Genomic DNA, 23,362 nt, shown 5'->3' on the forward strand with positions numbered 1-23,362 from the left:
TCAGGCGACCACCACGGGATCTCCACATCACCTCGCAGCGCGGCCCGGGCGTCCCTAGAGTGGCTGTGGTGCCGAGCCGAGGAGCGTGCGGAGATGGAGCAGGACCAGCAGATCCTGGCCAGGATCACGGCGATGGTCGAGGACGAGCGCAAGCTGCGGGAGTCCCTGGCGGCCGGTGACATCGACAGCACGACGGAACACCAGCGGCTCGGCGAACTGGAACGCGAGCTCGACCAGTGCTGGGACCTGCTGCGGCAGCGGCGCGCGAAGACGGAGTTCGGGGAGAACCCGGACGAGGCGCGGGTACGGCCGTCTTCGCAGGTGGAAGGGTATCTGGAGTAGGCGCCGGGGCCGGGGGCGGCGGGTCAGCCGACCAGGTCCAGCACCGGCCGCAGCGCGTCCGGCCGCTCCAGCACGGGCAGATGCCGTACGAGATGGAACCGGCACCCGAGCGCCACCGCGCCGCCGTCCGCCTCCGCGCTGTCACCGACCATCAGGGCGTCGCGCGGCTCGACGTCCAGCGCCGCGCAGGCCGTCGCGAACAGCCGTGGGTCGGGCTTCTGGATGCCGTGTTCGTACGACAGGACGTACGCGTCGACGAAACGGTCCAGGCCGTGCGCCTCGAAGACGGGGCGTGGATCCCAGCCGATGTTGCTGACCACACCGATGCCGAGACCGCGCTCGCTGAGCCCGCGCAGCACCTCGACGGCATCCGGGTACGGCGCCCAGGCGGCCGGCGTCATGTGCCGCGCGTACAGCGCGTCGTGCAAGTCGGCGCGGGGAAGCGGCACTTGACGCGACAGCCCGGTATAGGCGGCCCGATGCGCCTCGGCACTCTCGTCCCGCACCCGCCACAACTCGACGAGCCCTTGGGGCAACCGCTCCGGAAACACCCCACCCGGCTGCGCCCCGGCCACCTCCAGCCCCTTCGCGGCCTGCACCAACTCCGGCTCCGGCAGCACGATCCCGGCATCATCGAGCACGGCCCGCAACCAGGCCTCGGTGGACTCGATACGAAAGAGGGTGCCGGAGAAATCGAAGAGGACGGCGCGCATGGGTGGATCTTATGGTCCCCATCGCCGGTGGACCAGCACGGCCAGCGTCACCACCATCGCCCCCAGCAGCCAGCCGCCCACCACGTCGGACGGCCAGTGCACGCCCAGCCAGACGCGGGTCAGGCCGACGCCGGTCGCCGAGATCGCGGCCAGCCACAGGGTCGTGCGGCGCAGGGGGCGGGGCGCGTCGTAGTGGTGGACGAGCCATACGACGGCGCCGCAGACGATCGTCGCCGTCATGGCGTGGCCGGAGGGGTAGGCCGCGTAGTGGGCCGTGTCGACGGGGTCGGGCCAGGTCGGGCGGGGACGGTCGAGGGCGGCCTTGAGGGATTGCTGGAGGACGTTGCCGAGCGTGACCGTGGCCGCCAGCCACAGGGCCGTCCACCACGCCGCGTGCCGCCAGAGCAGCCACACCACGACCAGCGAGGTCAGCAGGCGCATGGTCCAGGGGTCCCAGACCCAGTCCGTCAGGATGCGGAACGTGTGCGTGAGGCCCGGCTCGTCGACGGCCCAGCGGTGGGTGGTGCGGGCGACATCGCCGTCGAGGCTGATCAGGGGGTGCCACTCGGCCGCGACCAGGATGAGCAGAAGGAGCGAGGCGGCGGCCAGGGCGGCTGCGGCGCGGGCGGTGATGCGGTGGCCCGGCGGGTGGGGCGGGGAGTCGACGGGCGGGGTGTGCATACAGTGATCCTCGCCGACCGGTGGGGTGCGAGGCGAATGCCGGGGTGGGGGAGGGGGTTCCCGCCGGACCTGGGCATGACGCACCCTGCGGCTACCCCAGCGCCCGCAACCCCGGCACGAACGCCACCAGCACCGGCACCACCGGTACCAGCGTCGCCGTCGCCGTCAGGCCCAGGCGGCGGGCCGGCGTGAGGCGGGCCGGCGGAGTGAGGAGGCGGTGGACCCGTTGGGTCACGTGGGTCCGGGTGGTGGGGGAGGGGCCGAACACGCCCCGGTCCTCGTTGAGTTCGACCAGCGCCAGCGCGGTCGTCAGGCGCCCGTGCCGACGGGACGCCGTGTCGTCCGCCGCCAGTTCCACCAGCCGGTGCATCTCGTCCCGGAACGCCGCGAACACCGGCACCTGCGGAAACCCACCCGCCAGCGCGCCCGAACAGTGCAGCAGCCAGTCGTGCCGAGCCCGCGCGTGCCCCTGCTCGTGCGCGAGTACGGCATCCAGCTGCCGCCCCTTCAAGCGCCGCAACGCCTCCGTCGTCACCACAAGTTGGGGCGCGGACCCCGGCAGCCACCACGCGTCCGCCCGCTCGCCCTCCAGCACGACCAGCCGCCCGCCCACCGCCTCCTCGCCGGGCAACAGCGGTGCGCGGACGAGGAGTTCGGCCCGCCGCTGCCGACGGCCCGCACGCGCCCGTACGACCTCCCGGACCAGCATCGCCCCGCTCCACAACCCGGCGCACGCCAGCGTCACCGCGGTCGCCGCCGCCCAAGGGCCGGTCCCCCGCAGGGCATACGCCTCCACGACCGCGTGCGGTGCCGAGGCGAAGACATGCCCGCGCACCGCCTGCCAGGCCGCCGCCGCGCTCAGCGTCATGGACAGCGCACAGCACAGCAGTACGGCCGCCACCACGCACTGCCACACCCACAGCGCGACCACCGGTTCATGGTCCGGCCAGTCGGCCCGGGCGAGCAGCCGAGGGGCGACCACGGCGGTCAGCGCGCCGAGCAGCAACAGTGCCGCGGGGACCATCATGGCGATCACCCTATGAGCGCGGCGCCCGCCGGGGCACGGGCCGTCGCGGCAAAGTGACGCAAGCAACGGTTGCCCGTGGCGTACGACCGTTCAGAGCGTGATCAGCATCGCCACCATCGCGATCCCCATCGACAGCCGGCACGCCCGCGCCAGCTCCGGCCGGTCGCCCCAGGCCACGGCCCCGCCACCCGCGGCCACCGGTATCAGCCGGGCGCCGGACGACAGCACGTAGACCGTGAAGTAGAGCAGCAACGCTCCGGTCAGGAAGGGGATTCCGGAGGGGGAGCCGTGGCCCGCGTGGTGTGCGGGGGAGGCGGCCATCACGATCGCCATGTAGACCATGGCCGAGGTGCCGACCAGGTGGTGCAGGTGGTGGGGGCTGGTCCGCGCCGACCACAGGGCGCGCAGGGTGGCCGCGCCGAACAGCGCTGCATACCCGGGCCAGGCCCACGACGGCGGACTGAACACCGCGGCCGGTACGGCCATGGCGGCCATCCCGAAGCCCATCAGCGCCTCGCCGCCCGCGGAACGGCGCTGCTCCTCGACCGTGCTGCGCATCCGCAGCAGACAGTAGGCGCCGGTCGCCGCACACAGCGCGACCAGCAGCCAGCCGGGCGAAGCCGGTCCGTGCACACGCACCTCCCCGCTCAACGGTGTCGACAGTCCGTCGATGCCCCGGCGACGCGGTGCGCACGCGAGCGCAAGGGTGTACACGGGGAGCATTCGAGGGGGCACGGGAGGTGAGGGGCGTGGGCGCCTCGGGTGTGGGGGATTCCCCGGAAGTCCTTTACGAGTAAAACACCTGCTAATGTTATGTCACATGACACTGGACAGGACCCCGGCCCCCACCACCCCACGCCCCCGCCGCCTCCCCCTCACCACCCCCCTCCACCTGGGCCGCCCGTCCGACATCTGGTTCAAGCCCGCCCTGAGCGTCGTCGCCTCGGTCGCCCCACCCAACCTCACGCTCCTCGCCCTCGGCCGGCTCGACCTGGCGATGTACACGATGGCCGGCTCCCTGTGCGCCCTCTACGCCCACAACCGCCCCTACGCCGCCCGGGCCCGCACCCTGGCCGGGGTGATCCTCGGCATGATCGCCGGGCTCGCTGTCGCGCTGCTCACCGCGTCCCTCACCACCAGCGCGGTCGTCCTCGTCACCGTCGGTGCCCTGCTGGCCGCCGCCCAGAAGGCGCTGTGCGACGCCACCCGCATCGGCCCCCCGGGCAACGTCGTCCTCACCTTCATCAGCTCCGCCTCCCTCTTCGCCCCGCAGACCCTCACCCCGATCCCCGGCCACCTCGCCCTGGCCCTCGCGGCCGGCGCCTGGGCCTGGCTCGTCGGCATGGCCCCCGGCCTCCTGCGCCCCCACGGCCCGGAACGCCGTGCCACCGCCCAGGCCCTGAACGCGGCTGCGGCTTACGCCGAAACCCAAGCCGGCGACCCCCACCCCCACCCCTGCCACCGCGCAGCCGCCGCCATCCAAGCCGCCTGGCAGACACTCCTCGCAGCCCGCGACCCCCACACTCGCCGTGCCCTGGAACGCCTCCTCGTCCGTGCCGAAGTCGCCCTCGCCGCCCCCGCCGACACCGACCCCGAGCGGCTGCGCGCCTGGGCCCGCGAGCTGACCGGCACCGGCCCGCTCCCGCAGGTCCACGACCCGGCCGCCGCCGACGAGCTGCTCGGTGTCGAGGCCGAACTCGCCGCCCCCGCCCGCCCGTTGTGGCAGCGGCTCGGCCCGCTCGCCCCCATCGCCGTACGCACCGCCCTGGGCTGCGCCCTCGCCGGCTACGCCTCCCTCGCCCTCGGTGTCGGCCGCCCCTACTGGGCTCTGGTCACCGCCGCCTCCCTCTACCAGGCCAACCTCGCCCTCACCTGGAGCCGCGGCGTCCAGCGCGTCGTCGGCAACCTCCTCGGCGTCCTCCTCTTCGCCGCCGTCATCCCCCTCGCGCATCTCAGCCAGGTGCTCCTCGTCCTCCTCTGCCTCGCCTTCAACTTCGGGGCCGAGGCGCTGATAGGCCGCAACTACTGGCTCGGAAGCGTGTGCGTGACCCCGATGGCGCTGCTCATCACCGAGTTCGCCCGGACGCAGGAACCCGGGCAGCTGATCACCGAGCGGGTCCTGGACACCCTCGTCGGCGCCCTGGTCGGCTTCCTCGCCGCCATCGCCGTCACCAACCGCCGCACCGGCGACCGCGTCGAACACGCCCTGACCGCCGTCGAGCGCGCCCGCGAACGCACCGCCCGCCTCCTGGGCGAGCCGGACCCCGCACCCGCCGCCCTGGAGTCCGCCCGCCGCTCACTCACCGCGGCCCTCGCCGACCTGCGCGCCACCGCGGACGCCGCGTCCGGCGAGTGGTGGCAGCGCGCGCTGCCCCAGGAGCGGGTCGTGCGCGCCGAGCAGGCCGGACACCGTACGCTCGCGGCGACGGTCCGGCACCAGGGGCTGCACGCGGACATGAAAACGGAGGGCGTACGGCGATGACGGCAGCGAACGGACGGCGGGCGGACGCGACCGGGGGCGACACGGTCTCCGCGGTCGTCCGGCAGTGGCAGGCCGTCCACCCCGACCTCGACACCGGCCCGATGGAGGTCATCGGCCGCATCAACCGCTGCGCCGCCCTCCTCCAGCAGGCCGAGGACGCCCCGCTGCGCCGGGCCGGCCTCAGCCGCCCCGAGTTCGACCTGCTCGGCGCCCTGCGCCGCACCGGCCACGAACTGACCCCCGGCGAACTGGCCCGCGAGACCTTCTCCTCCGGCGCCGCCGTCACCAAACGCCTCAAGCAGCTCACCGAGCGGGGCCTGGTCGAGCGCCGTGTCGACGCCCGCGACCGCCGCGTCGCCCACCTCCGCCTCACGGAAGCGGGCCGCGACCTGGTCGACGGCATCCTGCCCGAGCAACTCGCCTACGAGACCGCCGTACTGTCCGTCCTCGACCCGCAGGGTCAGGGTGAACTGGCCGGACTGCTCGGCGAGTTGCTCGGACAGCTCGAAGGCCGCCTCGGCGCGCTGCGCGCCTGAGCGGCGGCTTTCGGAAGTTTCGGAGGCCGGAGGACCGTTGACGTGATCGACGCGACTCCTTACGTTCGACCAGGCCGGTTCGGAACACCGACTGGCGTACGACATGCCGAACGAAAGAGGGATGCCGTGACAGCCGAGACGCTCACGGTCGACCTGGCCACCGGGACCGGCCCCTTCCACGGCGGCGCGAGCGGCACGCTCTACGGCCTGTACGGCGACGGGGTGCCCAGCCGGGCCGTGGTCGAGGGCATGTACGTCCGCACGGTCACCACCAAGGCCCAGGACGGCATCCAGCACCCCGGCGCCGACGCCCTGGAGATCCTCCCGTCCTTCGTCGCCGCGGGCGGCAAGGACGTCTACGTCTACATCCCCGACTTCCACCGCGGCTTTCCCTACGAATGGCCCGGCGCCACGGGAAGGGAACGGCTCGCGAACCACCTGGACGTCCTGCGCCGCCAGGTGGAGCAGACGCGGACGCTCGGCGAGCTCAAGTCCCATGTGGTGTACGTGCCGTTCAACGAGCCCGAGGGCAACATGTTCGGCACGGGGGAGTGGAGCTACGACGGCGTCTCCTGGCACACCGAGCCCGGCCCCTTCTTCGCGGCCTGGACACAGGCGTACCGCCTCATCCGGGAGTTGGACCCCGAGGCGCGCATCGCCGGGCCCAACACCTGCGTCCTCTACCCGGAGGTGCGCGGCTTCCTGGAGTTCGCCCGCGATCACGACGTACTGCCCGACGTGGTCACCTGGCACGAGCTGTCCTCGCCGGACGAGGTCCGCACAAACGTCGCCAAGTACCGTGAATTGGAGCGGGAGTTGGACATCGGTCCGCTGCCCGTCAACCTCAACGAGTACGCGCACAACTACCACCTCTCCGTTCCCGGGCAGATGATCCAGTGGATCACCGCGATCGAGGAGTGCAAGGTCGACGCCGACCTGGCGTACTGGAACATCGCCGGCAACCTCAACGACTCCGCGGTCGAGGCCAACAAGGGCAACGGGCAGTGGTGGCTGTTCAACGCGTATGGCCAGTTGTCCGGGAACACCGTCCAGGTCACGGCGCCGCATCCCAATGTTCAGTACACGCTGCAGGGCGTCGCCGCGCTCGACCGGGAGAAGCGGCAGGCGCGGGTGCTGTTCGGCGGCGCGAGCGGTGCGGCGGACGTGGTCGTCGAGGGCATCGACGAAGGGGTCTTCGGTGGACGGGTGCATCTGCGGCTTCAGGAGATCCCGTGGACCGGCCAAGTCGGCTCCAGTGAACAGCCGTTGCTGCTGCGGGAGATCGAACTGCCGGTGGTGGAAGGCCGGGTGAGGCTGCCGCTGACCGGCCTGGACGAGATGTCGGCCTACCAGCTGATCGTCGCCCCCGGCGGGAACGGTGCCAACCTGCTTCCGCCGTCGGTGGGTTGGCGGCGGACGTACGAGGCGGAGGACGCGGAGCACACGGGCGGCGGCTACACGAAGAACGGTCCCGAGGGGTCCCCGTCCGACGTCGACAAGTTCGCGACCTCGGGCGGCCACCACGTCGGCGGCCTGCGCACCGGCTCCGACCTCGTCCTCGCCTTCGACGTCGAGGTCCCGCAGGACGGGACGTACGACCTCCGGATCTTCGCCAACTCCCACAACGAGGCCGAGCTGGTACGCGAGCAGGGCCCCACCAATGTCTTCCTGCGGGTCGACGGCCGGGACGCACGCGAGCTGCGGCTGCCGCTCGGCTACAAGTGGGCGGTGTGGGGCCACACCGACACGACCGTCGAACTCACCGCGGGACCGCACCGGATCACCCTCGCCGCCCAGGACCCCGACCTCGGTACGACCAAGGGCGACGCCGTCGTCGACAAGCTGGACATCGCCTTGCGGGACGAGCGTCAAGTGGTGCTGTACGACGCCGAGTTCGGGTCACTCGGTGGGGGAGCGCGCGTCGACTACACGGAGCCCGGCGCCTCCGGCCCCGGTGCCGTGAGCCTCCCGCGCGGCGGCACCGTCACTTTCTGGGTGCAGGCGGCCGACGACGGCGAGGCGACGGTCACCGTGGACCTGCTGGGGGCCGGCGACGGCCTGCTCACGGTCAACGGCGAGGAAGTAGGAAGCGTCGAGCGCGGTGAAGTGCCTCTCTTCCTGGCCGGGGGCATCAACAAGGTGACGGTGACCGGGACTTCGGAGCGGCTGGTGGTCGACCGGCTGTGTGTCGGCCCGTCCCGCGGGCTGCTGCCGACGCGAGTGACCGCCGCCGAGGAAGGCATCCTGACCGGCACGGCGAAGGTGACCGGATACCCGTACGCCACCGGCGGAAAAGCGGTCGACGGCATCGGCGCCGGTCCCGCGAACTCCCTCACCCTCACGGTGACGGCCGAGCACCCCGGCCGCCACGCCCTCACCATCCGCTACTCCAACGGCGAGCAGGCGCCGGCCACGCACTACAACCCGGACCCGGTCTGCCGTCACGCGGACATCTCCGTCAACGGAGCGGCCCCGCACCGCGTCCTGTTCCCCACCACCTTCCACTTCAACAACTTCTGGCAGCTGTCCGTCCCCGTCACCCTCGACCAGGGCGCCAACACCGTCACCTTCACCGCCGACGAACTCCCCGACTTCGACGGCCGAAGCCGGAACCAGCACGGCCAGCGCTCCGCCTACGCCCCGGTGATCGACCAGATCACGGTGACACCACTCGCCGTGCCGAACTAGCCGCCGCTTCCCGGCAGTCCGGTCAGCCGCTCGACGGTCTCCCACAACTCGGCCTCGCGGCCGGGGTCGTACGACTCCTGCGAGGACCGGGCGACGCGACCGCGGTCGACGTAGGACCCGGTCGGTGCCCGGACCTTGCCGAGGACGAGGTCGGCGAGGTGACCGCCCGCGGTGGTCGGGCCGGTGGCGAAAGGGGTGAGGGTCATCGCGGGCAGGATGCGCCGCATCGCGAACCTGGAGAGGGGGCCCGCGTCTCGGGCGAGACCGGTGCCGGGGACGAAACCGGGGTTGTAGGACAGGACTTCGATCCCGGTGGGCAGGCGGCGGGCGTACTCGTGGACGAGGTGGATGACGGCCAGCTTGCTCGTGGAGTAGGCGGTGCGACCGGCGGACGTTGTTCCGGGCCTCGGGAAGGCACCCGGGCGCGCGAGTACGTCGGGGGAGCGCCAGACCGGGCCGGGAACCAGGCCCAGGTTGTGCCTGAGGTCGCCGAAGTGCGTGTCGCTGGCGGTGATCACGATCCGGGCGGGAGCGGTGAACCGCTCCTCCAGCAGGCGGACGAACAGGTGGTTGGCGAGGACGTTGACGGCGAAGGTGGCCTCGAAGCCCTCGGGACCGGTGGTGAGCGCGTTCGTGTACTGGATGCCGGCATTGCCCACGAAGCCGCGCAGGGGCGGGAGTTCACCGCTGCTCATGCGATCCCGGATCTCGGCGGCGGCCGACCGGACGCTGTCCTGAGAGGCGAGATCGGCACAGACCTGGGAGACCGCGTGATCGCCCGCGCCGGGCAGGCGTGGCGCGGTGGAGTCGCGGGTGACGACCAGGAGGTGTGTGTCGGGCGACGCGCGCAGGATGCGCTCGGCGGCGACCCGGCCGATGCCGCGGCTCGCGCCGGTCATGACGACGGTGGACTTCATACGTGACCCCTTCGGCGGACCGCCGGACGGAGTCCCGTCCGGCGCACCCCACGCTCACCGTCGTCTCCCGCGCCGGCCAGTGCCGTGCCCATACCCTGGACCGGCAGTACCCAGGCTGACCGGACCGCCGACGGCGACAATGACCTCATGGCCTCCTCCCCTTCCGGCTTCGGCGCACTGCTGCACGCCTGGCGCGACAGGCTCTCCCCGGCCGACGCGGGGTTCGCCGCGGTACCCGGCCGCCGCGCGCCCGGACTGCGCCGCGAGGAACTCGCCCAACTGGCCGGACTGTCCGTCGACTACGTACTGCGCCTGGAACAGGGACGCGCGAAGCACCCCTCCGCACAGGTCGTGGGCGCTCTCGCCCGCGCCCTCCAGCTCTCGCACGCCGAACGCGACCAGCTGTACCGGAGTGCCGGGCTGCTGCCGCCGCAGGACGGGACGGTCAACACGCATGTGCCGCCCGGCGTCCAGCGGCTGGCCGCACGCCTCGGTGACGTGCCCATCGGGGTGTTCGCCGCCGACTGGACCCTGGTGTGGTGGAACGCCATGTGGAGCGCCCTGCACGGAGACCCGCTCGAAGTCCCGCCTGCCGAACGCAACCTGGCCCGCGCCCTGTTCGGCGACGGCCCCGCCCACGCGGCACTGCGCCCGATGCGCTCGGAACGCGGCCCGGAGGCCTTCGCGGCCTCGATCGTCGCCGACCTGAAGCACGCGGCGTCCCTCTATCCGGAAGACGCTCAACTGGACGCGCTGGTGGGGGAGTTGACCGCAGCGTCGGAGGCCTTCAGGTACCTCTGGGCCACGGCTGCCCTCTCCCCGCACGTGTCCGAGCAGAAGTCCATTCGCCACCCGGAAGTCGGCGACATCCTGCTCGACTGCGACGTGCTCGTCGTCCCCGGCGCCGATCTCCGCGTGGTCACCTACACCGCGGCCGCCGACAGCGCCGACGCGGGCCGGCTCGACCTGCTGCGCGTCACCGGCGGACGTACCGCCCCCGCACACTCCTGAGGAGCGGTGCTCAGCCCCGCGGTCCCTCCGCGTACACCCCGAACATCGCGCCCTGCGGATCGCGCAGCACTCCGATCCGCCGGACGTCGCCCAGGGACGTCGGCTCCATGAGAACGTTGCCGCCCGCCCCGGTCGCCGTGGCCGCGGCGGTGTCGACGTCGGTCACCGCGAAGTACGGGAGCCAGTGCGCCGGGACCTCGTGCGGGAACTTGTCGTCCATCCGCATCATCCCGCCGAAGTCGGCGCCGTCGACGCCCCACTGGGTGTAGTGCTCCGAGGCGTTGACGGTCCAGCCGAACACCGTGGTGTAGAAGTCGACGGCGCGCTCCGGGGCGCGCGTCAGCAGTTCCACCCAGCCCAGCGAACCCGGCGCGTTGAAGAGCCCGGCGCCCGGGAAGGTCCGTGCCTGCCACAGCTGGAACACGGCACCGGTCGGATCGACGGCCACCGCGAACCGGCCGATGTCGAACACGTCCATCGGGCCGAGCAGCACCGTCCCGCCGGCCGCCGTCACCTTCCGGGTCGCCTCGTCCGCGTCCGGCACCGCGAACGACACGTTCCACGCGACCGGCTGCGACTCCTGGTACAGCGGCGTCAGCGCGGCGACCGCCGCCTCCCCGACGTGCGCGACCGTGTAGCCGCCCGCCTCCTGCCGGGGGTCCGTCTCCGGGCGCCAGCCGAAGAGCTCGGCGTAGAACCGCTTGGCGCCGTCCAGGTCGCTGGTCCCCAGCTCGGTCCAGCACGGGCCGCCGGTCACCGGTTTGTCGAGCTTCATGGCGTTCCTTCCGGAGCAGATCCGAGGCCGACCCCCTCCAGCACGCTAGTCCCACGCCGGGCCCCCGGCCATCCGACGCAAACCCTCTCGCGCCCGGCGGCGCCACCGACGTAGCCTCCCCCTCGTACCGCATCGCATGGCGGCCTCCAGCCCACCACCCCTGTCCGGAGGTCCCGCATGTCCGCGCTCATGGTGCGCCCCTTCCGCCGCGACGACCGCGACCAGCTCACCGAGCTGATCAACGCGCACGTCGCCGCCGTCGTGCCCGGCGTCTCCGTCTCGGTCAACACCGTCCTCAGCGACCTCGAACGGCAGCCCGGCGAGCCCATCACCGACCCCTGGGTCGTCGAGCGCGTGACGCTCGTCGCCGAGCAGCGCGGCTCGGTCGTGGCCGCAGCCCACGTCCTGCGCTACGGCACCGGCGCCGAGGTCGGCGAGACCTACCGGGACGCCGGTGAGGTCGACTGGTTCGTCTTCCGGCCGCCCGCGTCCTTCTGGCCGGACTCCGACCTCGCCGCCGAGCGGCTGATGGCCGCCTGCCTCGCCCTGCTCGCCCGCTGGAACGTCCGCGTCCGCTATGCCGGCGGCGCGGTCCCGGCCCCCGTCGTCTACGGCCTGCCCCGCAACTGGCCGCACATCCGCGCCCTCTACGACCGCTCGGGCTTCCAACACACGGGCGGCACGGAGGTCATCCTGATCGCGCGCGTGGCAGACCTCCCGACCCCCGAACCCCGGCCGGGACTCCGCTTCGAGCGCACCCTGGGAGAGTGCGGCACCCGCTTCACGGCATACGACGACACCGGCGCCGCCCGCGGCTTCATCGAGGTCGACACCGCCCTGGCCCGCCCCGAACGCCAGACGCGTGCGGCGGGCCTCGCCGACATCGGCAACCTGCACATCGACCCGGCGTCGCACGGCACGGGCCTGGAACACCACCTCCTCGCCCACGCGGCCGCCTGGCTACGCCTGGCCGACGCGGACCGCCTCCTCGCCTACGAGCCGGCCGAGGCAAAGGACGCGATCGAGCTACTCCTGACCGCAGGCTTCACCGAACTGACCCGCACGGACCGCAACTGGGAACACCGCCCCGGCTGACCGACTCCGCAAGGAACCAACCGGGGTCAGATCCCCGGCCGGTACCGGATCGGATGATCCGTCGGCACCTCCACCAGCACGATCGGCATTCCGTCCGGATCGGCGATCCACGTCTCGATCAGCCCCCACGGCTCCTTCACCGGTGGCCGCACGATCTCGACACCCTTGGCCCGCAGCTCCTCGTGTGCCGCGGCCGCGTCGTCCACCTGCAGCCACAGCCTTACGGCCGGGGAGGGCGGGGTCTCGGCGCGGCCGGAGAGTTCCAGGAAGCCGCCGCCGAGGAAGTAGACCGTGCCGCGCTCCGGGCCCGTGCCGAACTCGCGGTAGACGGCGAGGCCCAGCTGCTCCCCGTAGAAGCGGCGCGAGCGCTCGGGGTCGGTGGGGTGGAGCAGGGTCCGGCTGCTGAGAACGTGCACCATGCACAGGGAGCCTAGTCGCGGCGTTACGCTCGTCCCTGCCCGCGCCGCGCCCGAGATCGGAGACCCGCACCATGGACACCGCCGCCACCGAGGGACTGACCTTCCGTGACGCCACCGACGCCGACGTGGACGACCTCGTCGCGCTGGTCGAGTCGGCGTACCGCGGGGACTCCAGCCGGGCCGGGTGGACCACCGAGGCGGACATCCTGGAGGGGCAGCGCACCGACCGCGAGGGCGTGCTCCAGGTCGTCAAGTCGCCGGACAGCCGGCTGCTGACGGTCGAGCGGGACGGCGCGATCGTCGCCTGCTGCCAGCTCGAACACCGTGGCACCCACGCCTACTTCGGCATGTTCGCCGTCAGCCCGAAGCTCCAGGGCGGCGGCCTCGGCAAGGTCATCATCGCGGAGGCGGAGCGCACGGTCCGCGAGACCTGGGGCGCGACCGAGATGCACATGACGGTGATCTCCGTACGCGAGGACCTCATCGCCTGGTACGAGCGCCGCGGCTACCGCCGTACGGGAAAGATGACCCCCTTCCCGTACGGCGACGAGCGCTTCGGCGTTCCGCAGCGCGACGACCTGCGGTTCGAGCTGCTGGTCAAGGAACTGGCGTGACGTTCATGCGGTGAAGCGGCCGGTGCGTTTGATCTCCGGGTAGTCGGTGGTCGCGCCGTCCAGCTGCAACGCCCGTACGAGACGCAGGTGGTCCTGCGTGTTCACCACCCAGCCGATGATCCGCAGGTCCGCCTTGCGGGCCAGCTCCACGACCTCCAGCGTGAGGCGGCGGATGTTGAGGCAGACGGTCGAGGCACCGGCGTCGACGGCTCGGTCCACGATGTCGGTGCCGTAGCGGCTGCCGATCAGCGCGGTCCGTACGCCGGGCACCAGCCGGCCGATCTCGGCGACCGCCTCGTCGTGGAACGAGGACACCTCCACCCGCGAGACCAGGTCCCGCTTCAGCATGACCTCGGCCAGCGCGCGAGCCGCCTGTACGTCCTTGATCTCGGCCTGCAGCGGCGCCCGTACCGCGTCCAGGACCTCCTCGAAGACCGGCACCCGCTCCCCGCGGCCCGCGTCCAGGGCGCGCAGTTCGGCGAGGGTCTTGTCGGCGATCGGGCCGGTGCCGTCGGTCGTGCGGTCCACGTCGGTGTCGTGCATGACGACGAGGGCGCCGTCCTTGCTCAGATGCAGATCGAGTTCGATGACGTCGAGGCCGGCCTGCTGGGCGGCGACGAAGGAACGGAGAGTGTTCTCGGGCTCGACACCCATGACTCCGCGATGACCGATGGTAAGGAAGTTCAAGGTTCAACTCGCTTCCGTCGACGGCGGCTCGGGCCACACGGACCGGAGCGGACGGTCGCGCGGGCAGAGCCGCAGCCTAATGGCCCGGCCCGGCGATGAACCCGCTCGTACACGGGGGATCGGCGTGACGCACGGGGCGGACCTGGCCCGTACCGGCGGGGGCGGTCACCCTGCCGTGGGCGAGTCCCGCGGGCATTGACCAGTGGCTGGTACCCGCGCGGACCGTACGTATACCCGGAGGAGCCGCCTCAACCGCGTCCGGCAGGAAAAAGTTCGGTGACGATGTGGGTGCGCAGGATAATTTCCGGAGGCTCCCCTTGCTGGGAGAAAGCTCGTATGTATACGGTCTCCTTACGCGAGGTTCTCCCGTGGAGGATGGGACATGACGGAAATTCTTGTGCAGGCGGCGACGGGGGAGCAGGTTCCTCCCGCGACCAGGGTGGTCGAGCACCCGGCGTGGCCGGTGCTCAAGGATGCCGTGGAGCGGATCCGGCCATGGCAGTCCAAGGACGGATCGATCGACTTCGAGGCCGAGGACGCCCCCGCACGGGCCGACGCCGAGGCGGCCGTACGGCGTGTCGTGGCGGCGGTCGAGGAGCTCTCCCCGCTGCTCCCGCACGACCACGCCTACCACGAGGCCCTGGTCAAGGACCTGGAGCGCTGGGCCGTCGACGGCTTCCAGGTGCCCGACTTCCTCGACTCGCTGCTGGCCTTCCAGCCGGCCGCCGGCCGCGCGGACGGTCTGCAGCACCTGGTCGTCTTCGCGATGTACACGCAGAACGGCAACCCGGACCGCAACCTGGAGGCGGTCGTACTGCGCATGGTCTGGCCGGACTGGCTGGCCGAGCTGGAGCGCACCCGCTACGACAACCCGCTGTTCTGCGGCATCAAGTTCGAGGACTTCACGGCGGGTTACGACACCAACTCCGCCGTCCTCTTCCCGGAGACCATCGCCGTACGCGAGGCGCCGGAACGATTCTCCTGGGGTGGCATCTTCTGCGACCGGGAGGCCGCGCGCTTCCGCCGGGTCACCGACGCGGCCGTCGGGATCCTGGGCCTTGAGCTGCCCGAGGACATCGCCGCGATGGTCCACGACCAGACCCGCTGCGAGGAGGCCTTCGTGCTGTGGGACATGGTCCACGACCGCACCCACAGCCACGGCGACCTGCCCTTCGACCCGTTCATGATCAAGCAGCGCCAGCCGTTCTGGATGTACGGTCTCGAAGAGCTTCGCTGCGACCTCACCGCCTTCAAGGAGGCCGTGAAGCTGGAGGCCGACGGCGTCCCGCAGGCCCGTGACGTGCAGTACGCGGTCCTCTTCGACCGTATGTTCCGCTTCCCGGTCACCGGCGAGCGCGTACGCAACTACGACGGCCTCGGCGGCCAGCTCCTCTTCGCCTACCTGCACAAGCACGACGTCGTCCGCTGGACCGACAACAAGCTGTTCATCGACTGGCAGCGCGCCCCGCAGGTGACGAACCAGCTGTGCGCCGAGATCGAGGACCTCTACCGGGCCGGCATCGACCGCCCGAAGCTGGTCCACTGGTTCGCCGCGTACGACCTGGTCTCGCGCTACCTCGCCCCGCACCCGGGCTCCAAGTGGGCCAAGGGCCCCGACGCCCTGGACTTGAGCCAGCCGCCGCGGAAACTCGTCGATGACGTGCTTCCGGACGAGTTTCCGCTGAGCATGTTCTATGAAGCCCTCTCCAAGAAGCTGAAGAACGTGATCGCCTCGACCAAGGGCATCACGGCCGACAGCGCCGAGCGGGCCGCCGCGTGAGCCAGCGCGGCACCGGGAACACTGCTCAGGCCGCCCAGGCGGCTGCTCAGGAGGCGAAGAAGATGGCGGGGAACGGAGCTCTCAGCGGTGCGGTGATCGCGGTGGCCGGGGCCGGTGGTCCCGCCGGGCGGGCGGCACTGGTCCGGCTGGCCGAGGCAGGCGCGACCGTCGTCGCCGCGGACAACGACCCCGAGCGGCTCGCGGAGGCCGTGGGCGCGGCCCGGGACGCGGCAGGCGGCGCCACCGTCACCGGGGAGCCCGTCGACCTGCTGGACCTGGAGTCCACCCGGGACTGGGCCGTCGGCATCGAGAAGGACTTCGGCCGGGTCGACGGCGTGGTCCACCTCGTCGGCGGCTGGCGCGGCAGCGAGACCTTCATCAAGACCAGCCTCGACGACTGGGACTTCCTGGAGCTGCTGCTCATCCGCACCGTGCAGCACACCTCCCTCGCCTTCTCCGAGGCGCTCCAGCGCAGCGACCGCGGCCGTTACGTCCTGATCAGCGCGGCCGGCGCGTCCAAGCCGACCGCCGGGAACGCCGCGTACGCCGCCGCCAAGGCCGCCGCCGAGGCGTGGACGCTGGCCATGGGCGACTACTTCCGCAAGGCCGGGGGCCCCGAGGGGCCGACCTCGGCGGCTGCGATCCTGGTGGTGAAGGCGTTGGTGCACGACGCGATGCGCGCCGAGCGCCCCAACGCGAAGTTCGCGGGCTTCACGGACGTCAAGGACCTCGCCGAGGCCATCGTCGACGTGTGGAGCAGGCCCGCCGCCGAAGTGAACGGAAAGCGTCTGTGGCTGACCGAGAAGCCGTGAACCCCCCGAAGACCGACGCCCGTCGCCATCACGACCCGTCCGTCCGCGGCTTCGCCAGCGACAACTACGCCGGGGCCCACCCGGAGGTGCTCGCCGCCCTGGCCCTGGCCAACGGCGGGCACCAGGTCGCGTACGGCGAGGACGACTACACCGAGAACCTCCAGTCGGTCGTCCGCAGCCACTTCGGCGCCACGGCGGAGGCCTTCCCGGTCTTCAACGGCACCGGCGCCAACGTCGTCGCGCTCCAGGCGGTCACCGACCGCTGGGGCGCGGTGATCTGCGCCGAGAGCGCCCACATCAACGTCGACGAGGGCGGCGCCCCCGAGCGCATGGGCGGCCTGAAGCTGCTCACCGTCCCCACGCCCGACGGCAAGCTCACGCCCGAACTGATCGACCGGCAGGCGTACGGCTGGGACGACGAGCACCGGGCGATGCCGCAGGTCGTCTCGATCACCCAGAGCACGGAACTCGGCACGCTCTACACGCCCGACGAGATCCGCGCGATCTGCGAGCACGCCCACGCGCACGGCATGAAGGTCCACCTGGACGGCTCCCGCATAGCCAACGCGGCCGCCTCCCTGGACGTCCCCATGCGGACGTTCACCAACGCGGTCGGCGTCGACATCCTCTCCCTGGGCGGGACGAAGAACGGGGCGCTGTTCGGCGAGGCCGTCGTGGTCCTGAACCAGGACGCCGTCAGCCACATGAAGCACCTGCGCAAGCTGTCCATGCAGCTCGCCTCCAAGATGCGCTTCGTCTCGGTGCAGTTGGAGGCCCTGCTCGCCAAGGACCTGTGGCTGCGCAACGCCCGCCACTCCAACGAGATGGCCCAGCGCCTGGCCGAGGGGGTGCGCGCTGTGCACGGCGTGGAGATTCTCTACCCCGTGCAGGCCAACGGCGTGTTCGCCAAGCTCCCGCACGACGTGAGCGAGCGGCTGCAGAAGCGGTTCCGGTTCTACTTCTGGGACGAGGCGGCCGGGGTGGTGCGCTGGATGTGCGCGTTCGACACGACCGAGGAGGACGTGGACGCGTTCGTGGCGGCGCTCAAGGAGGAGATGGCGCGGTAGCCGGCTCTGAATAGATATGCGGTCACTCGAAAAGTTATTGACGATCGGGTGGTCGCATTTCTATGCTCTGCGAGCATGGAGCTGATCCAGAACACCCCCGATCTGTCCGCATACTTGGCCGCCGACGAGGTCATCGACCATGACCACCCGCTGGTGCGGGAGAGGGCGGCGCGACTCGCCGAGAAGGCGGCGGACTCGTATGCCTATGCGCGACTGGCCTTCGAGTTCGTGCGCGACACGATCCCGCATTCGCAGGACTCCGGAGACCTGCGGGTCACCTGGCGCGCCTCCGACGTCCTGGAACAGGGCACGGGCATCTGCTACGCCAAGGCGCACGCGCTGGCGGCCCTGCTGCGGGCCGAGGACATCCCGACCGCGCTCTGCTACCAGAAGTTCGACGTGGTGCACGGCCTGGTCGCCGTGCGTTTCAACGGCGCCTGGCACCGGCAGGATCCGCGGGGCAACAAACCGGGCGTGGACGCCCAGTTCTCCCTCGAAGGTGAGCGGCTGGCCTTCGCGCCGGACCCGGAGTTCAATGAGATGGACTATCCAGATCTATATGCCGAACCGCATCCGACCGTACTGAGAGTGCTCCAAGCCGCCCCCGACCGGCCGTACCTCTGGAAGACCCTCCCCACCGCACTCTGAGGCAAGGCGATGACCCTCTCGGGCTCACCACGAGGACCCCCACATGGCTGCCTGGCGTGAGGCCTGCACGGCGTTCGGCTCCAAGCCCTCGCGTACCCGCAACTCCGCGGAGGCACTGGCCAAGAGGGCTCTGGCGGAGGGCGGTCTGCCCCGGATCAACCTCCTCGTCGACCTCTACAACGCCATCAGCGTCGCCCACCTGATCCCGTCGGCGGCGAGGAGGGCGTCGAACACCCCGACGCGGGTGAGGTGGTGTGGCGCGACGACGCGGGCGTGACCTGCCGCCGCTGGAACTGGCGCCAGGGCCCGCGCACGCGGCTCACCCAGGAGACCGTCTCGGGCATCTTCCCGCTGGAGAGCCTGGCGCCCATGCCGGTCGCCGAGGTCGCGGCGGCGGGCGCCGAACTCGCCGAGCTGCTGAAGAAGTTCAGCCCCGGTGCGCGCATCGAGCCGCGCGCGCCGGAGTCCGCGAGCTGAGGGCGCGGCCGTCAGGCGTCCCGGCGGAACAGCGCGGTCCAGAGGAAGGGTTCGCCGAACCACGGGGACTCGGGCGGCTCGTCGCGCATCCGCCGCAGCTCCAACTCCGTGAGTTCGCGGAACAGTCGGCGCAGGGCCTCGGGCGTGTAGGCAAGCCCGCCCTCCAGGCGGCCGCGGCGGTAGAACTCCGCGTCCGGAAGCTCGGACCCCATCGCACCGGCGGCGAAACACGTGATGCCGAACAGGCCGCCGGGCGCGAGGAGTTGGTCCAGGAGCGCCAGGTAGCTGATACGGCGGTGCGGCGGCAGGTGATGGAAGCAGCCGGAGTCGTAGACGAGGTCGTAGGGCCCGCGGAGTTCGGTGCCGAGCAGCGCGAAGGCGTCACCGGTGAGGAAGCGGGCCTCGACTCCCGCCTCGCGGGCTCGCTCGCGCGCCCGGTCGATCGCCACGGGCGACAGGTCGACGGCGTCGACCTCGAACCCGAGAGACGCGAGATACACCGCGTTACGACCGGGACCGCACCCCAGATCGAGGGCGCGGCCCGGGGCGGCGAGCAGACCGCGGTCGACGTGGGAGACCAGGTTCTCGTCGGGCTTGGCGACGAGGAACGGAACCGGCCGACCGGGATCCGCATAGAACCCGTCCCACCAGGACGCCCCGGCATCCGCCGTCCATCGGTCACCTCCGGCGACGAACAGCCCGTCCAGGAGGCGCAGTACGTCCTCCACCGTGCGCGTGTTCCGGTCCATGGGATCCCCTCTCGGTCGGGGAGATCCTAGGCTCGGTGAGCGAAAAGTCCCAGGTCAGAGGCCTGTTGCGGAAGTTCCGTACGGCCGCGTGACGGGCTGTCGGCAGAGGGCGGGGGACTGGTGTCCAAGTGGCTTGCGGATGCGGCCCGTTGCCCTGCCGAGCCCGTTCGCGGGGCCGTTCTCGTCTGAGCGCGGGTGTCTTTTTCGACCGGCTTCAGCGCGCCTCGGCCGCCCGGACCTCTTCCGGGGTCGGGGCCGTGCCGCCCAGGTGGGCCGGCATCCACCACGTGTCGTTCGCGTCCTTCGGGCGGACCGGGTAGGCGCGCTGGGCCGCTTCCAGGAGCTCCTGGCAGCGCTCGCGCAGCTGGCGGGTGATCGCGCCGGCGTACTTGTCCTTGGACGCCTCGATCGCTTCGCCGACCCGGATCGTGATCGGGGTGTGGCTGCGCTTGAAGTTGCGCGGGTGGCCCTTGGTCCACAGCCGCTGGGTGCCCCACAGGGCCATGGGGATCAGCGGGACCCCGGCCTCCTGGGCCATGCGCGCGGCACCTGACTTGAAGCTCTTGAGAGTGAAGGACTGGGAGATGGTCGCCTCGGGGAAGACGCCCACGATCTCGCCGGCGCGCAGCGACTCCAGCGCGTGCTGATACGCCGCCTCGCCGTTCTTGCGGTCCACCGGGATGTGCTTCATGCCCCGCATCAGCGGACCGGAGATCTTGTGCCGGAAGACGGACTCCTTCGCCATGAAGCGAACGAGACGTTTCTGCGGAAGCGCCGCCAGACCGTCGAAGATGAAGTCCAGATAGCTGATGTGGTTGCTCACCAGCACGGCACCGCCCGAGCGCGGGATGTTCTCCGACCCCTTGCAGTCGATCTTCAGGTCCCACGCCTTGAACAACGTGAGGGCGAGACCGACGACGGGGCGGTAGACAAGCTCTGCCATGGGACGGGGTGGACCCTTCCTTCTCAGCCTGGGAAAAGGATGCTCCCGGCGGGAAAGTTACGCAGCCGTAGGTTTACGGCATGTCGCAGATCGTGCCCGAAGAACGGCCGGGGAGCCAGTCCAAGTTCCGGGGAACGGCGGAGATCCTCGTCACGTCGCCCGTTGATCCACCTCGTACTTTTAACCCGCCTTTACTGCGTGCGCACGGTCACCCGGCGCACCAGCAGGTACATCTCGCAGCCCAGGCAGTACCCGAAAGCAGCATTGAGGAAAGCCGCCGCGAGCGCCAGTCCCGTCGCGGCCAGCCCGAGCCACTCGGGACCCAGGCCGAATCCGACCAGACCCACGCCCGCGAAGACGAGCCCCACGGCCTGCGCGAACCTCGGCGGCTCCGGCGACTCGAACTCGGTCGGCGGCCCGATCCGGGGCCGTACCACCTTGCGGAACAGCCGGCCGTACGGCGAACGGCCCACACCGCCGGCCGCGCCCAGCGCGAACGCAAGCGTCTGCCAGGCCAGCAGCCAGAAGCTCCCGGTGATCAGCACAATGGCCAGCACCAGAGTGGTCACGGCCGCGCCGAAGCGGGGGCCCCTCACATCGATGTCCATGAATCAAGCATTCCGCACGGGAAACGATTCAGGACATCGGGAATCTTTGCAGTCTCATGAACGCTGGAGCAGGGGATGACCGGACTTGTGGTGTGCGTGGTGGTGCTCGCGGTGGCGAGCGCCTATGGAGTGCTTCATCGGCAGCGGAGCGGGAGAGTGCGGGTGCGCGGGCGCGACGGCGAAAAGCGGCTCGGGGCGGCCGAGTTGGGCGAGGAGTTGGGGCCGCGGGCGACGCTCGTGCAGTTCTCCAGCGCCTTCTGCGCGCCCTGCCGCGCCACCCGGCGCATCCTCGGCGAGGTCGCCGGCATGGTCCCCGGCGTGACCCACGTCGAGATCGACGCCGAGGACCGGCTGGAACTCGTACGCGAACTCGACATCCTCAAGACGCCGACCGTGCTGGTCCTGGACGCCGACGGCCGGGTCGTGCGGCGGGCCACCGGCCAGCCCCGCAAGGCCGACGTCATCGCGGCGCTGGGGGAGGCGGTCTGACGGCTGTGACCGGGACGGTGAGGCATCTCCCATATGCCGGAACGTACTTGACTGGGCGCACCACCTATCGTCAGCCTGACCGTATGCCCAAGGAACTCCTTCTCTTCGGGCGGGTCCACGTCGACCTGGCCCGCACCGCGAGCGCGCGCTGTCCCGGCTGTTGAGCAGCCACGACCCCGCTCGCCCCTCCTCGCAGAAGGACAACTCCATGACGGCCACGCCGGACCTCGGCACCCGCACTCCCCAGCTCGCCACTCCCGACCTGCTGCGTTCCGTGTTCCGGCGGCACGCCGCGGGAGTCGCCGTGATCACCGCGCGCGGTGACGCGGGCCCGGTCGGCTTCACCGCCACCTCCCTCACCTCCGTCTCCGCCGAACCCCCGCTGCTCTCCTTCGGCATCAGCACCGGAGCCTCCAGCTGGCCCGCGATATCGGGCACGGAGCACGTCGGCGTCCACATACTCGGGGACCACCAGCAGGACCTGGCCGCCACCTTCGCCAGGAGCGGCGCCGACCGCTTCGGCGCCCCCACGGCCTGGAGCGAGGGGCCGGAGGGCGTGCCGGTCCTCGACGACGTCCTCGCCTGGCTGGTCTGCCGTGTCGTCGCCCGTGTGCCCGCCGGCGACCATCGCATCGTGCTGGCCGAGGTCGTGCTCGGGGACCCCGCGGGGCCCGGCCGTCCACTGCTGTATCACCAGGGCCGGTTCAACGGTCTGCGCGACTGACCCACCGCCGGCTCCCGCTGCGAAGCGGTCGAGTTCCGATTACGCTGCGTTGCAAAGGTCACAGTTCAAAGCGCTTGCTTAGCGGGAACGAACTGGGTGTACTGGCGAGTAATATTTCGCTCGGAGCGCGGGTCGCCCCGATCGGGATCGGCCGCTTGAGGCGCCTATGCTGCCTGAAAGTAGGCAGCACCGAAATGACGATTGCAGTAGGAGAGCCGGCGTGAGCTTGAGGATCGTTGTCACTGTGAAGTACGTGCCCGACGCCACTGGCGACCGGCACTTCGCCGATGACCTGACCGTCGACCGGGACGACGTGGACGGTCTGCTCTCCGAACTCGACGAGTACGCGGTCGAGCAGGCGCTGCAGATCTCCGAGAACTCCGACGACGACGTCGAGGTCACGGTGCTGACCGTCGGCCCGGAGGACGCCAAGGACGCGCTGCGCAAGGCGCTGTCGATGGGCGCCGACAAGGCGATCCACGTGGAGGACGACGACCTGCACGGCACGGATGCGATCGGCACCTCGCTGGTTTTGGCGAAGGCGATCGAGAAGGCCGGCTTCGACCTGGTGGTCTCCGGCATGGCCTCCACGGACGGTACGGCGGGTATCGTGCCGGCGCTGCTGGCGGAGCGGCTGGGGGTGCCGCAGGTGACCCTGCTGTCCGAGGTGAGCGTGGAGGACGGCACCGTGAAGGGCCGCCGGGACGGGGATGCCGCGTCCGAGCAGCTGGAGGCCTCCCTGCCGGCGGTGGTGTCGGTGACCGACCAGTCGGGTGAGGCGCGCTACCCGTCCTTCAAGGGCATCATGGCGGCGAAGAAGAAGCCGGTTCAGTCCTGGGACCTGTCGGACCTGGAGATCGACGCGGAGGAGGTCGGTCTGGAGGGTGCCTGGACGAAGGTCGAGTCCGCGGCCGAGCGTCCGGCGCGTACCGCCGGGACGATCGTCAAGGACGAGGGCGAGGGCGGCAAGCAGCTCGCCGAGTTCCTCGCGAGCCAGAAGTTCATCTAAGGGCCCCCAGGTCCCTTTGCGGCTCAACCCCCTTACCGCCCCTCAGACTTCGCAATTCGCAGGAGAGCA

General features: G+C 71.1%; 25 protein-coding genes and 1 pseudogene. 15 read left to right on the forward strand and 11 right to left on the reverse strand.

Translation table 11 applies throughout. The annotated features are described in order from the left end of the window. The first annotated feature begins 93 nt into the window (after nucleotides 1–93). Entirely contained in the window at nucleotides 94–342 is a 249-nt protein-coding gene (locus tag ABZ848_RS03395; protein WP_360824505.1) for a DUF2630 family protein, read from the forward strand. 23 nt (nucleotides 343–365) lie between these two features. Here ABZ848_RS03395 and ABZ848_RS03400 read toward each other — a convergent pair whose 3' ends face one another. The 4 genes from ABZ848_RS03400 to ABZ848_RS03415 form a co-directional block, all read right to left on the reverse strand. Further along, nucleotides 366–1,055, reverse strand: a complete 690-nt coding sequence (locus ABZ848_RS03400; RefSeq protein WP_360824508.1) for an HAD-IA family hydrolase — start codon at nucleotides 1,053–1,055, stop codon at nucleotides 366–368. A 9-nt stretch (nucleotides 1,056–1,064) separates the two neighbouring features. Beyond that, nucleotides 1,065–1,736, reverse strand: coding sequence for a phosphatase PAP2 family protein (locus tag ABZ848_RS03405; RefSeq protein ID WP_360824511.1), 672 nt, complete (start codon nucleotides 1,734–1,736; stop codon nucleotides 1,065–1,067). Nucleotides 1,737–1,827: 91 nt separating this feature from the next. After that, on the reverse strand, nucleotides 1,828–2,763 hold the full coding sequence (locus tag ABZ848_RS03410) for a M56 family metallopeptidase (RefSeq protein ID WP_360824514.1): 936 nt from the start codon (nucleotides 2,761–2,763) through the stop codon (nucleotides 1,828–1,830). 90 nt (nucleotides 2,764–2,853) lie between these two features. Continuing rightward, complete coding sequence (locus ABZ848_RS03415) at nucleotides 2,854–3,396, reverse strand: DUF5134 domain-containing protein (protein WP_360824517.1); 543 nt, start codon at nucleotides 3,394–3,396, stop codon at nucleotides 2,854–2,856. A gap of 187 nt (nucleotides 3,397–3,583) precedes the next feature. On the opposite strand from ABZ848_RS03415, the gene ABZ848_RS03420 reads away from it, so the two are divergent. From ABZ848_RS03420 to ABZ848_RS03430, 3 genes are all read left to right on the forward strand, one after another. After that, nucleotides 3,584–5,245, forward strand: a complete 1,662-nt coding sequence (locus tag ABZ848_RS03420) for an FUSC family protein (RefSeq protein WP_360824519.1) — start codon at nucleotides 3,584–3,586, stop codon at nucleotides 5,243–5,245. Beyond that, on the forward strand, nucleotides 5,242–5,781 hold the full coding sequence (locus ABZ848_RS03425) for a MarR family transcriptional regulator (RefSeq protein ID WP_360824522.1): 540 nt from the start codon (nucleotides 5,242–5,244) through the stop codon (nucleotides 5,779–5,781). Before ABZ848_RS03420 ends, ABZ848_RS03425 begins: the two co-directional genes overlap by 4 nt. Before the next feature lie 126 nt (nucleotides 5,782–5,907). After that, entirely contained in the window at nucleotides 5,908–8,469 is a 2,562-nt protein-coding gene (locus ABZ848_RS03430; RefSeq protein WP_360824525.1) for a cellulosome protein, read from the forward strand. On the opposite strand, the gene ABZ848_RS03435 is transcribed toward ABZ848_RS03430, so the two are convergent. Next, nucleotides 8,466–9,386 (reverse strand): SDR family NAD(P)-dependent oxidoreductase, encoded by a 921-nt coding sequence (locus ABZ848_RS03435; protein ID WP_360824528.1) that lies wholly within the window; start codon nucleotides 9,384–9,386, stop codon nucleotides 8,466–8,468. The two genes, ABZ848_RS03430 and ABZ848_RS03435, sit on opposite strands and share 4 nt — an antisense overlap. A gap of 147 nt (nucleotides 9,387–9,533) precedes the next feature. Between ABZ848_RS03435 and ABZ848_RS03440 the strand changes: the two genes are divergently transcribed. Continuing rightward, a complete protein-coding gene (locus ABZ848_RS03440; RefSeq protein ID WP_360824531.1) occupies nucleotides 9,534–10,397 on the forward strand; it encodes a helix-turn-helix transcriptional regulator in 864 nt (287 codons plus the stop codon). A 10-nt stretch (nucleotides 10,398–10,407) separates the two neighbouring features. Here ABZ848_RS03440 and ABZ848_RS03445 read toward each other — a convergent pair whose 3' ends face one another. Beyond that, nucleotides 10,408–11,172 carry a VOC family protein gene (locus ABZ848_RS03445; RefSeq protein WP_360824534.1) on the reverse strand — a complete coding sequence of 255 codons (765 nt, stop codon included), beginning with the start codon at nucleotides 11,170–11,172 and terminating at the stop codon, nucleotides 10,408–10,410. A 177-nt stretch (nucleotides 11,173–11,349) separates the two neighbouring features. Between ABZ848_RS03445 and ABZ848_RS03450 the strand changes: the two genes are divergently transcribed. Continuing rightward, nucleotides 11,350–12,267, forward strand: coding sequence for an N-acetyltransferase (locus tag ABZ848_RS03450; protein WP_360824537.1), 918 nt, complete (start codon nucleotides 11,350–11,352; stop codon nucleotides 12,265–12,267). A 26-nt stretch (nucleotides 12,268–12,293) separates the two neighbouring features. On the opposite strand, the gene ABZ848_RS03455 is transcribed toward ABZ848_RS03450, so the two are convergent. After that, entirely contained in the window at nucleotides 12,294–12,686 is a 393-nt protein-coding gene (locus tag ABZ848_RS03455; RefSeq protein ID WP_360824540.1) for a VOC family protein, read from the reverse strand. A 71-nt stretch (nucleotides 12,687–12,757) separates the two neighbouring features. On the opposite strand from ABZ848_RS03455, the gene ABZ848_RS03460 reads away from it, so the two are divergent. Next, nucleotides 12,758–13,300 (forward strand): GNAT family N-acetyltransferase, encoded by a 543-nt coding sequence (locus ABZ848_RS03460; protein WP_360824543.1) that lies wholly within the window; start codon nucleotides 12,758–12,760, stop codon nucleotides 13,298–13,300. A 3-nt stretch (nucleotides 13,301–13,303) separates the two neighbouring features. Here ABZ848_RS03460 and ABZ848_RS03465 read toward each other — a convergent pair whose 3' ends face one another. Next, nucleotides 13,304–13,987 carry a glycerophosphodiester phosphodiesterase family protein gene (locus ABZ848_RS03465; RefSeq protein WP_360824546.1) on the reverse strand — a complete coding sequence of 228 codons (684 nt, stop codon included), beginning with the start codon at nucleotides 13,985–13,987 and terminating at the stop codon, nucleotides 13,304–13,306. A 382-nt stretch (nucleotides 13,988–14,369) separates the two neighbouring features. Between ABZ848_RS03465 and ABZ848_RS03470 the strand changes: the two genes are divergently transcribed. The 5 genes and pseudogenes from ABZ848_RS03470 to ABZ848_RS03490 form a co-directional block, all read left to right on the forward strand. After that, on the forward strand, nucleotides 14,370–15,767 hold the full coding sequence (locus ABZ848_RS03470; protein ID WP_360824550.1) for a DUF6421 family protein: 1,398 nt from the start codon (nucleotides 14,370–14,372) through the stop codon (nucleotides 15,765–15,767). Nucleotides 15,768–15,829: 62 nt separating this feature from the next. Then, entirely contained in the window at nucleotides 15,830–16,579 is a 750-nt protein-coding gene (locus tag ABZ848_RS03475) for an SDR family NAD(P)-dependent oxidoreductase (RefSeq protein WP_360824553.1), read from the forward strand. Then, nucleotides 16,576–17,646: a low specificity L-threonine aldolase gene (locus ABZ848_RS03480; protein WP_360824556.1), complete on the forward strand. Its 1,071-nt coding sequence runs from the start codon at nucleotides 16,576–16,578 to the stop codon at nucleotides 17,644–17,646. Before ABZ848_RS03475 ends, ABZ848_RS03480 begins: the two co-directional genes overlap by 4 nt. A 75-nt stretch (nucleotides 17,647–17,721) precedes the next feature. Next, complete coding sequence (locus tag ABZ848_RS03485) at nucleotides 17,722–18,294, forward strand: transglutaminase family protein (protein ID WP_360824559.1); 573 nt, start codon at nucleotides 17,722–17,724, stop codon at nucleotides 18,292–18,294. A gap of 19 nt (nucleotides 18,295–18,313) precedes the next feature. Next, a pseudogene (locus ABZ848_RS03490) lies at nucleotides 18,314–18,771 on the forward strand (phenylalanine--tRNA ligase beta subunit-related protein); the annotation flags it as partial. An 11-nt stretch (nucleotides 18,772–18,782) separates the two neighbouring features. Here the strand turns inward: ABZ848_RS03490 and ABZ848_RS03495 are convergent. The 3 genes from ABZ848_RS03495 to ABZ848_RS03505 all read right to left on the reverse strand — a co-directional run bounded on the left by ABZ848_RS03495 (nucleotide 18,783) and on the right by ABZ848_RS03505 (nucleotide 21,071). Next, complete coding sequence (locus tag ABZ848_RS03495; RefSeq protein WP_360824562.1) at nucleotides 18,783–19,520, reverse strand: class I SAM-dependent methyltransferase; 738 nt, start codon at nucleotides 19,518–19,520, stop codon at nucleotides 18,783–18,785. 214 nt (nucleotides 19,521–19,734) lie between these two features. Beyond that, entirely contained in the window at nucleotides 19,735–20,463 is a 729-nt protein-coding gene (locus tag ABZ848_RS03500) for a lysophospholipid acyltransferase family protein (protein WP_242769002.1), read from the reverse strand. Between the two features lie 191 nt (nucleotides 20,464–20,654). Further along, entirely contained in the window at nucleotides 20,655–21,071 is a 417-nt protein-coding gene (locus ABZ848_RS03505; protein ID WP_360824565.1) for a DUF4395 domain-containing protein, read from the reverse strand. Nucleotides 21,072–21,146: 75 nt separating this feature from the next. Here ABZ848_RS03505 and ABZ848_RS03510 point away from each other — a divergent pair, with 75 nt between their 5' ends. The 3 genes from ABZ848_RS03510 to ABZ848_RS03520 all read left to right on the forward strand — a co-directional run bounded on the left by ABZ848_RS03510 (nucleotide 21,147) and on the right by ABZ848_RS03520 (nucleotide 23,293). Further along, the gene (locus tag ABZ848_RS03510) at nucleotides 21,147–21,560 is read left to right on the forward strand and encodes a thioredoxin family protein (protein ID WP_360824568.1); all 414 of its coding nucleotides are present in this window, start codon (nucleotides 21,147–21,149) and stop codon (nucleotides 21,558–21,560) included. A gap of 208 nt (nucleotides 21,561–21,768) precedes the next feature. Further along, nucleotides 21,769–22,284, forward strand: a complete 516-nt coding sequence (locus ABZ848_RS03515) for a flavin reductase family protein (RefSeq protein WP_360824571.1) — start codon at nucleotides 21,769–21,771, stop codon at nucleotides 22,282–22,284. A 220-nt stretch (nucleotides 22,285–22,504) separates the two neighbouring features. Continuing rightward, nucleotides 22,505–23,293: an electron transfer flavoprotein subunit beta/FixA family protein gene (locus ABZ848_RS03520; protein ID WP_360824574.1), complete on the forward strand. Its 789-nt coding sequence runs from the start codon at nucleotides 22,505–22,507 to the stop codon at nucleotides 23,291–23,293. Nucleotides 23,294–23,362: the final 69 nt, after the last annotated feature.

Origin of the sequence: Streptomyces sp. NPDC047081 (assembly GCF_040643775.1) — a bacterium.
Taxonomy (GTDB): Bacteria; Actinomycetota; Actinomycetes; order Streptomycetales; family Streptomycetaceae; genus Streptomyces.